Here is a 9,344-nt window from a genome sequence, read left to right as displayed (position 1 = left end):
GCCCCCCTAGGGTACCCCGCGGCACGGGTTTTCTGGTGTGGGCGTCCCGCCCCGTGCCCGAAGGCACGGGCCGGCACGATTCACTTGCTGCCGTACCGCGAGTTGCACGGTGCGGCTGGTGTGCTAGACCGCCTCAGCGGCCAGCGCCTCCTCGATCTCGGCCATGAGGGCCTCGAAGAGGAGAGCGAACCAGATGATCGCCTGGTAGACGTACGCCTGGTTCAGGTTCCCGAGGGCGTGGCCCTCGGGGGTGTTCTCCTCGGTGGCCTGCCGCACCCGGTTGAGGATGCCCATCAGCTCCCCCATGAGGGTCTCGGCACGTCGGGGCATGCCGAGCAGGAGGAACACGATGGCCAGCCAGCCCGTGATGTTGTTGAACAGCCCTTCCTCGGCGAGGGAGATGCCGTCCTGGAACTCGGCCGCGTGGTAGCGGACGTGCCCCTTGCCGACGCGGAGCCCCTTGAGGGGTCCCGCGGCGGTGTGGGGCGCGTCGATGGCGAGCGCCGTGGCGCGCACCAGCTCCTCGTCCACGGACTCGAAGATGTCCGGCGCCTGCATGAAGGCGAGGAGGATCGACGAGTCCAGCACGGGCATGTCGGGCGCGGCCACGATGACGCCGTGCTTGACGCACTCGTCCCGCACCCACGGCATGACCTTGGCGGCCAGGGCCTTGTACTCCCGGGCCTTCTCCTGCTCCCCCGCCATCTCGAAGATCTTGGAGAAGTAGGCCAGAGCCTGGCCGTTGAGGATCTGCGCCGAGGCGTAGACCCGCAACTTCGCGCCGTTCTCCTGGTTCTCCGCGGGGCGGATCTCCCAGACGCCGGAGCACGGCTCGAACATGGCCGCCCTGGCCTGCACGGCCAGGGACGCCACGAACTCCAGGTCGATCAGACCCTGGAGCGCCAGGCGGTAGCACACCTCCGCCGCGTACGAGATCCAGTCGTGCTGCTTCTGGTCGCCCGCGCCGTTGCCGACGCGGTAGACCGAGCCGCGGTGACCGATCCCGGGGATGACGACCTCGAGGTTGCTCGCGACGTTGCCGCCGTCGACCTCGTGCATGATCGCCAGCCTGTGGCGGATGTCGTGCAGCTTCTTGTACCACTGGTAGCGCGCCAGGAGGACCTTCGGGTCCCCCGCGTCCGTCAGGCTGAGCACCGTCAGGACGCCGTCACGCTCCCAGTCCTTCAGGTAGTCCCAGCACCGCACGGCCTGGCCGAGCCGCGGGTCGTCCTCCGGGAGGCTCCGGGTGGCGGCCGCGTAGAACGAGCCCCCGTTTCCGAAGCCCAGCAGCCGCAGGTTGATCGCGCTTCGGAGCGCGATCTCGGCGTACTTGCCGCGGAGGTTCCGCAGGCTCTGGACGTACTTCAGCCAGCCCTTGTCGGACTCGACGATGAGGCGCTTTGCCTCCTTGTCGGTCCGCGGCGACAGGCTGTCGTGTCCTCCGACCGCGAAGAAGGCGGACTTCTTGGCCTTCAGGAGCAGAGACCCCCTGACCGAGGTCCCGCCCTCCTCGAACGTGAGGTGCATGTTGGTCGTGAAGAACATCTTCACGTTCCCCACGGTGGCGACGCACTCCGTGAAGCCGCGCCCGGATCGCAGGACGGTCCACTGGACCGGCTGCTCGCCCGCGTGGCCGTAGCGGAGGCGGAAGTCCAGCGTGGCGGTGACGCTCCCCCTCTCACAGGTGAGCCTTCGCACCAGCTGGTTGCCGTCGGGGGTCGTCGGGGACCCCACCATGACGGCCTCCTCCCTGGCCTGCCCCGTGGGGCTCGTCCAGGTTGACACCAGGGTGGCCGAGTTGGCCTTGAACCGGATGTCCGTCGGACGGTCCTCACCGGCCACGCCGAGCCGGAACGCGGTGGTCTTCGATCCGTCGTACAGGCCGTTGCAGACCGGCACGCCGTGCCCGAAGGGAACGTTCCACGAGCAGACGTTCCCGGCGAAGTCGAAGACCGCGAGGCGGCCGTGGCCGTTCCCGATGACGGCGGTGTCGCCGATGTCGGGGGACGTGTACTTGCGGCCGATGACGTCGGCGATGCCGGCGACGACGGCGGTCGCCGCGGCGTTTGCGGGGCTGCGCCACCGCATCCGCTGCAGCAGTACTGAGAGCTCGCTACGCATAGCGTTCTCTCCTCTCTGGGTTGTTGGGTGTGTTGCGTGCGCCACGTGAGGTGGCACACATTCGTGACCGTCCGTGGATGTCAGACGGAAGCAACACAGCCGACACACGCAGGACCCACGGGCGTTACCGTCCCGCCTCTCACACCGGCTTGATCATTGTTGGGGGAAACGGGGAGGTGATAAGTTGCCGCGCTTCGGCGGAGTGGGAGCCCGGTTCCGGGACGGCGCGAAGCCGGCCGGACGGGCGCGGCGCGCGAAGCCGCCAGGCACGATGAGGCCCGTGGCGCCGATCATGCGTGGAGGGCGGTCACCGTCCGGAGTGGTGCGGTCCGCAACGCGTCCCGTCGTCAGGGGCGCCAGGACGCCGGTTTGGCCGCATCCGGCCAACCTGAAGGATTCGGGCGCGAAGCCTCGGTTGAGAGCGATACGGCCGCGGGGGTCAGGCGAGTCGCACGCGGGGGTCTATCACCGCGTAGAGCAGGTCGACCAGCAGGTTGAGCAGGACGATCGAGGCGGACGTGAGCAGGGTGACGCCCAGGACCATGGGCAGGTCGCCGCTCTGGACCGAGGTGAGGGCGAGCTGTCCGAGGCCGGGGATGCTGAAGGTGTTCTCGGTCAGCACCGCGCCGCCGATGAGCAGGCCGAGGTCGAGGCCGAAGACCGTGATGATCGGGGTCAGGCAGGAGCGCAGCGCGTGCCGGGTCACGACGGACCTCTCCGGCAGGCCCTTGGCGCGGGCGGTGCGGATGTAGTCCTCGGTCATCGTCTCCAACATGCCGGCCCGGGTGAGCCGCGCGTACATGGCCGCGTAGAGGAACGCGAGCGTCACCCAGGGCAGGACCAGGGCCTGGAACCACGTCAGGGGGTCGTCGGTGAGGGGCCGGTAGCTGCCGCCGCCCGGGAAGACCTTCAGGGTGTAGGAGAACAGCGCGAGGGAGACCAGGCCGGTGAAGTAGATCGGCAGCGAGACGCCGCCCAGCGCGATGATCATGGCGGCGCGGTCCCAGGCCGAGCCTCGGCGCAGCGCTGACAGGACGCCGGTGGCGATGCCGCCCGCGAGCCAGACGACCGCCGCGCCCAGGGCCAGGGAGAGGGTCGCCGGGGCCCGGTCCAGCAGCGTTCCGAGGACCGGCTGGCTGCTGCGGAACGAGTAGCCGAGGCACGGCGCCGGGCAGTGGTCGGTGACCGGGCCGGCGTCGTAGTCCGCGCCCGCGACGATCGACTCCAGGTAGTGGCCGTACTGCACGACGACCGGGTCGTCGAGCCCGAGCCGCTCCTTGGTCGCCTCGATCGCCTCGGCGGTGGAGGCCCGGCCGACGTAGGCGGCGGCGATCTGGTCGGTGCTCTGCCCGGCCAGCTTCGGTAACCAGAAGAAGATGCCGAAGGTCACCAGAGTGATCAGCAGGAGCATGAGGGCGGCGCCGATGAGGCGCCGGACGAAGTAGGCGAACACGTGTCCCGGTCCCGTCCGCCCGGCCTCGCACCGGGCCTGAACCCAGGATGAGCGCCCTGTTGATCAGGGCGGTCTCGGGGAAGTCACGGAACCGCTTCCCCCGGCCGGAGAAGTTTGTGAATTTTTCTCACGTCACCGGCCGAACCTGGTCGTTCGCCGACCTAGACTTTGCGCCTCGGGCACGTCGCGGGTCATGATTTGCCCCACACAGGTCCCATAAGTAAGTAATTACCCCGTGTGAACGGCGCGCAACGCAGGGGGACGGAGCTGGGAGGTTCTGTGGCGAACGACGGTTCGACCACCAGCGGGCGCCCGTGGGCGGATCTGCCGAGGGAACTGGCGGATCACATGCGACCCCACCTCGACGAGGTGGCGGACGACATGATCCAGGAGATTCAGACGCGCGTCAGGGAGTACGACCGGCCGGGGGACGGCTCCTACTCGGGGACCCTCCGGCTCGCCGTGGAGCGCGTGCTCCACTTCTTCGTCGAGCGGGTGGCCGACCCCGGCCACGACCCCGCTCCGGTGACCGACTTCTTCCGCGCCATCGGCCGCGGCGAGGCGGGCGAGGGACGCAGCCTCGACGCGATGCAGACGGCGATGCGGGTCGGCGGCATGGTGGCGTGGCGCCGGATGACCGAGGGCGCCGAGGCGCTGCAGGTGCCGCCGCGCACGCTCGGCGCCGTCGGCGAGGTCCTGATGCAGTTCCAGGACGAGCTCGCGCACGCGGCCGCCGAGGGGTTCTCGCAGGCCAAGGCGGCGGTCGCGGGGGAGATGCAGCGCCGCCGCAAGCGCCTGCTCGACCTGCTGTTCGCCGACCCGCCGGCCGCGCAGGAGGCGATCGCCGACCTCGCCGCCGCAGCGCACTGGCCCGTCCCGCGGACGGTCGCAGCGGTCGCGCTCGGCCGGCACCACGCCGACACCCGCCAGCCCGCGTTCCCGCCGGACGTGCTGGCCGACCTCACCCGCCGCACCCCCAGCCTGATCATCCCCGACCCGGATGGCCCCGGCCGCGCCAAGCTCGTGGACCGCGCCTTGTCCGGGACGCTCGCGGTCGTCGGCCCGACCGTCCCGCTGATGGAGGCGGCGCGCTCGATCCAGTGGGCGCGCAAGACGCTGTGCCTGGTCCAGCGCGGCGTGATCGAGGCCGACAGTGGCGTGATCCGCAGCGTGGAGCACATGTCCACGCTGATCCTGTTCCAGGACGAGGGGCTCATCACCTCGCTGGCCGACCTGCGGCTCGCGCCGCTGGCGCACCTGCGGGCCAGCCAGCAGGACCGGCTCGCCGAGACGCTGCTGGCGTGGCTGCAGTCGGGGCGCAACGCCAACGAGGTCGCGATGCGGCTGCACGTCCACCCGCAGACCGTCCGGTACCGGCTGCGCCAGCTGGAGGAGCTGTTCGGCGACCAGCTCCTGGATCCGGACCTGCGCTTCGACCTGGAGATCGTGCTGCGCGCCCGGGCGCTGCTGGCCGACAACGCGGGGGAGCGGATCATGCCGCCGGCCCGTGCGGCGGTCGGGGAGTCGGGCGAGGTCGTCAGCCTGCGGCGGGGCTGATCAGGGCTGCGCGGCGTGACGGGAGGACCGCAGCCGCTCGGCGGTGGCGACGCGCTCGGCCAGCCGGGTCTGCGCGTCGCAGAGCAGCCAGAGCTCGCCCTCGTCGGCGGCGACGATCTCTTCGAGGCAGCCGTTGAGGAGCTGGTAGTCCGACAGGGGGGTGACGCGGGTCGCGCGCAGGCCGGCGTCCGAGCGTTCGCTGTGCCAACCGGGCATGCACATGGTCGCCGACATGAAGCGGGGCTCCCTCGGTCGGTTCATGGTAGGTCTACCATAGAACCACCAAACACTGACCACAATGCGTTCGCGGCAACCCCAAGAGGGGGCGGGAGCGAGTGGGATCTGTACGGTATGAGGTCAATGCACCGACCTGGAGCAGGATCTGGTATGCCGCGACCCCCCGCGAAGGCACAGGCGATCAGCAACGCGCTCGCCGCTCGTATCGTCGAGGGCGAACTGGACCCGGCGGCCTGGCTGCCGTCGGAGCGCGAGCTGGCGCGCGTGTACGAGGCCGACCGCTCCACCGTCCGGCGGGCGTTGCGGCTGCTGGCCGAGCAGGGCCTCGTCCGGCTGCGGCACGGCGCGGGCGCGCAGGTGCGGGAGGCTCCGCGGGTGCGGCGCGCGGCGTCCGACATCACCCGGCAGGTCGGGGGGTGGCGCGGGTTCCACGTGTCGGCGCGGCGGGACGGGCGCACCCCGTTCACCCGGACGGCCGTCGCCGAGGTGGAGGCCGACGACCGGCTCGCGTTCCGCCTGGACGTCCCGCCCGGGACGCGGGTGCTGGAGCGGGCGCGCGTCCAGGGCGTCGAGGGGGAGCCGCCGGTCCAGACGGCGACGACCTGGGTGATCCTTGAGATCGTGGAGGAGGTCCCGGTGCTGCGCGAGGTCGACACGGGTCCGGGCGGCATCTACTCCCGGCTGGAGGAGGCGGGCTACCGGATCACGTTCGAGGAGACGGTGACGTGCCGGCTGCCCCGCCCGGAGGAGCAGGAGGTCCTGGAGATCAAGCCCGACCAGCCCGTCCTGACGCTGTGGCGCCGCGCCCACGACCAGCGCGACCGGGTCGTCGAGGCCACCCACCGGGTGGTGGTCGGCGACCGGCACGAACTCGTCTACCGCTACGGGGCGGGCGTGTGAGCGGCGAGGAGCGGCCCGCCGTGCGCCAGGTCGCGTCGCGGGTCGTCTACGAGAACGCCTGGATGGCCGTCCGGGAGGACGAGGTCGAGCGGCTGGACGGCTCGCGCGGCATCTACGGGGTGGTCGACAAGCCCGACTTCGTGCTGGTCATCCCGGTGGAGGGCGACGGGTTCCACCTCGTCGAGGAGTACCGGTACCCGATCGGCAGGCGCACGTGGAACTTCCCGCAGGGCTCGGCCCCGGGCCGGCGCGAGGCCGAGCCGGAGGAGCTGGCCCGGCGGGAGCTCGCCGAGGAGACCGGGCTGCGCGCCGGGACGCTGCGGCGCCTCGGGTACCTGCACTGCTCGCACGGGACGAGCGGTCAGGGCTTCACCGTCTTCGTCGCGTCCGACCTGGAGGCCGGGGAGGCCGACCGGGAGCCCGAGGAGCAGGACATGCGGCAGAAGTGGGTGACGCGGGAGGAGTTCAGGGCGCTCGTCCGGGACGGCCGCATCACCGACGACTCGACCCTCGCCGCGTACGCCCTGCTCACCATGGACTCGACCGGGTAGCGGGGTCCGGGGGGATCACGACCCGGATGCGGCAGCCGCTCGGGGTGTCCATGACGGTGATGTCGCCGCCGTGCAGCTCGGTGGCCCAGTTCGCGATGGCGAGGCCGAGCCCGGTGCCGCCGCCGGGGGTGCCGGCGCCGGACGCGGAGCCGCGGGAGAAGCGCTCGAACACGCGGGCGCGCTCCTCGGGCGGGATGCCGGGCCCCTCGTCGGCCACCTCGACGACCAGTCCGCCGGGCGGGTGCGAGGGACGGACGGTGATCGTGACGGGGCGGCCGTCCGGGCTGTGCCGGGCGGCGTTGTCGAGCAGGTTGGCGACGACCTGGTGGAGGCGGTCGCGGTCGGCGGCGGCGCGCAGGCCGGGCGTGACGTCCGGCTCGAACACCGCCTCCGGGCGGCCCGCCCGCGCCTCCGCGACGACGTCGGCGACGAACGCGGCGACGTCGAGGTCGGTCACGTCGAGCGCCGCCGCGCCCGCCTCGACCCGCGACAGGTCCAAGAGCTGGGTGACGAGGCGGCCGAGCCGCTCGGTCTGGTCGAGGGCCGTCTCCAGGACGTCCGGCGTCGCGGGCGTGACGCCGTCGGCGACGTTCTCCAGCACCGCCCGCAGCGCGCTGATGGGGGTGCGCAGCTCGTGGGAGACGTTCGCGACGAACTCGCGGCGCTGCCGGTCGACCTCGGCGAGGTCGGCGGCCATCCGGTTGAACGCCTGCGCCAGCTCCCCGACCTCGTCGCGCGAGGTGGCGCGCACCCGGCGGCTGTAGTCGCCGCGCGCCATCGCCCGCGCCGCCGCGGTCATCTCGCGCAGCGGCGCGGTCATGCCGTGGGCGAGCAGCTGGGTGACGACCAGCGAGAGGAGCACGCCGACCGGCATCGTCTGCCGGGCGCGGAATCCGAACGGGTACCCCCACAGCACGATCAGGACGGCGACGCACGCGGTCACGACGACCACGACGCCGAACTTCACCTTGATCGACCGGAGCGGGTCCAGCGGCCGGGGCAGCCGCGCCCACAGCCGGCGGGCGAACCGGGCGCCCTCGGCGGTCACGGCGCGGCCTCCAGGCTGTAGCCGACGCCGTGCACGGTGCGGATCAGCTCCTGGCCGAGCTTGCGCCGCAGCGCCTTGACGTGGCTGTCGACGACCCGGGTGCCGGACGCGTCCGCCCAGTCCCACACCTGCTCCAGCAGGACGGCGCGGGTGAGCACCGCGCCGCGGTTGCGCAGTAGGCACGCGAGCAGGTCGAACTCGGTCGGGGTGAGGTGCACCTCGCGCCCGTCGCGCCGAACCCGGCGGGCCCGCTGGTCGACCTCCAGCTCTCCGACGCGCACCGGGCCGTCCCCGGCGTCCATCGCGGGCCGCTCGACGCGGCGCAGCACGGCGCGGATGCGCGCCACGAGCTCGCGCATGCTGAACGGCTTGGTCACGTAGTCGTCGGCGCCGACGCCGAGGCCGACGAGCAGGTCGGTCTCGTCGTCGCGCGCCGTCAGCATCAGCACGGGCACGGGACGTTCCGCCTGGACCCGGCGGCAGACTTCGAGGCCGTCGAATCCGGGCAGCATCACGTCCAGCACGATGAGGTGCGGCTCGTAGGCGCGGGCGCGCTCGACCGCCGACGGCCCGTCCCCGGCCGTCTCGACGCCGAACCCCTCGGCCGCCAGCCGGTCGGCCACCGCCCGCGCGATCGTCGGCTCGTCCTCGACGACGAGGACGCGCGTCTCGTGTGCACTCACGCCACCCGACTCTAGAAGGCCGGTTCGGGGAGGCAGGGTGTGATTTGTGCGGGAGCTGTGAAGATCTTCGGGTTACCAGGTGTGCACGGGCTCGTTGTCGCGCAGGTGCTCGACGTAGGCGCGGGTCATCATGCGCAGGGCGTCGTGGCGGCCGACGCCGTGCTCCTCCTCCAGGGTCCGCACGGTGTCGATCTGCCAGGCGGCCCCGGTCTGGCCGGTGACGCAGCGGCGCTCGATGATGCCGAGGAGGCGGTCGCGGCGGGCGGGGTCGACGCCCCAGCGGTCGAGGCCCTCGTGGGCGAGGGGCAGCAGCTTGCGCAGGACGAGCTCGGCGGCGGGCACCTCGCCCATGCCGGGCCAGTAGAGGGTCGATTCGAGGCCGTCGCGCGCGGCGCGGTGCAGGTTCTCCTCGGCGGTGGCGAAGGACATGCGGGACCAGACGGGACGGTCCTCCTCGGCCAGCATCCGGACGACGCCGTAGTAGAAGGCGCCGTTGGCGACGACGTCGGCGACGGACGGCCCGGCCGGCAGGACGCGGTTCTCCACGCGCAGGTGGGGGCGGCCCTTCACGACGGCGTAGATGGGGCGGTTCCAGCGGTAGATCGTTCCGTTGTGGAGGGTGAGCTCGCCGAGTTCGGGGATGCCGCCCTGCTCGAGCACCTCGCGGGGGTCCTCCTCGTCGCACAGCGGCAGCAGGGACGGGAAGTACCGGGTGTTCTCCTCGAAGAGGTCGAACACGGAGGTGATCCAGCGTTCGCCGAACCAGACGCGGGGGCGGACGCCCTGGCTCTTCA

8 protein-coding genes and 1 pseudogene are annotated in these 9,344 nt (G+C 71.9%); 3 read left to right on the top strand and 6 right to left on the bottom strand.

Features of this window, described 5'->3' with window-relative positions:
• Positions 1–123: 123 nt before the first annotated feature.
• Positions 124–2,121, bottom strand: coding sequence for a glycoside hydrolase family 15 protein (locus AB0C69_RS31800; RefSeq protein WP_360358684.1), 1,998 nt, complete (start codon positions 2,119–2,121; stop codon positions 124–126).
• A 439-nt stretch (positions 2,122–2,560) separates the two neighbouring features.
• Positions 2,561–3,574 carry an ABC transporter permease gene (locus tag AB0C69_RS31795; RefSeq protein ID WP_360358683.1) on the bottom strand — a complete coding sequence of 338 codons (1,014 nt, stop codon included), beginning with the start codon at positions 3,572–3,574 and terminating at the stop codon, positions 2,561–2,563.
• 348 nt (positions 3,575–3,922) lie between these two features.
• Between AB0C69_RS31795 and AB0C69_RS31790 the strand changes: the two genes are divergently transcribed.
• Positions 3,923–5,131, top strand: coding sequence for a PucR family transcriptional regulator (locus AB0C69_RS31790; protein ID WP_244993805.1), 1,209 nt, complete (start codon positions 3,923–3,925; stop codon positions 5,129–5,131).
• Here AB0C69_RS31790 and AB0C69_RS31785 read toward each other — a convergent pair whose 3' ends face one another.
• Positions 5,132–5,365 carry a hypothetical protein gene (locus AB0C69_RS31785; RefSeq protein WP_360358682.1) on the bottom strand — a complete coding sequence of 78 codons (234 nt, stop codon included), beginning with the start codon at positions 5,363–5,365 and terminating at the stop codon, positions 5,132–5,134.
• 153 nt (positions 5,366–5,518) lie between these two features.
• Between AB0C69_RS31785 and AB0C69_RS31780 the strand changes: the two genes are divergently transcribed.
• Together AB0C69_RS31780 and AB0C69_RS31775 are read left to right on the top strand one after the other, a co-directional pair.
• A complete protein-coding gene (locus AB0C69_RS31780; protein ID WP_345180412.1) occupies positions 5,519–6,268 on the top strand; it encodes a GntR family transcriptional regulator in 750 nt (249 codons plus the stop codon).
• The gene (locus AB0C69_RS31775) at positions 6,265–6,819 is read left to right on the top strand and encodes an NUDIX hydrolase (RefSeq protein ID WP_360358681.1); all 555 of its coding nucleotides are present in this window, start codon (positions 6,265–6,267) and stop codon (positions 6,817–6,819) included. The genes AB0C69_RS31780 and AB0C69_RS31775 overlap by 4 nt, the downstream gene beginning before the upstream one ends.
• Here AB0C69_RS31775 and AB0C69_RS31770 read toward each other — a convergent pair.
• The 3 genes and pseudogenes from AB0C69_RS31770 to AB0C69_RS31760 form a co-directional block, all read right to left on the bottom strand.
• Positions 6,797–7,867, bottom strand: a complete 1,071-nt coding sequence (locus AB0C69_RS31770) for a HAMP domain-containing sensor histidine kinase (RefSeq protein WP_360358680.1) — start codon at positions 7,865–7,867, stop codon at positions 6,797–6,799. The genes AB0C69_RS31775 and AB0C69_RS31770 overlap by 23 nt on opposite strands.
• The gene (locus tag AB0C69_RS31765) at positions 7,864–8,550 is read right to left on the bottom strand and encodes a response regulator transcription factor (protein WP_345180405.1); all 687 of its coding nucleotides are present in this window, start codon (positions 8,548–8,550) and stop codon (positions 7,864–7,866) included. Before AB0C69_RS31765 ends, AB0C69_RS31770 begins: the two co-directional genes overlap by 4 nt.
• A gap of 72 nt (positions 8,551–8,622) precedes the next feature.
• Positions 8,623–9,344, bottom strand: a pseudogene (locus tag AB0C69_RS31760) (glutamate--cysteine ligase); the annotation flags it as partial.

Origin of the sequence: Actinomadura sp. NPDC048032, assembly GCF_040653175.1 — a bacterium.
Classification (GTDB): Bacteria; Actinomycetota; Actinomycetes; order Streptosporangiales; family Streptosporangiaceae; genus Spirillospora; species Spirillospora verrucosospora.
The sequence above is the reverse complement of the archived record's forward strand: the minus strand, read 5'-3'. Positions and strand labels throughout refer to the sequence as shown.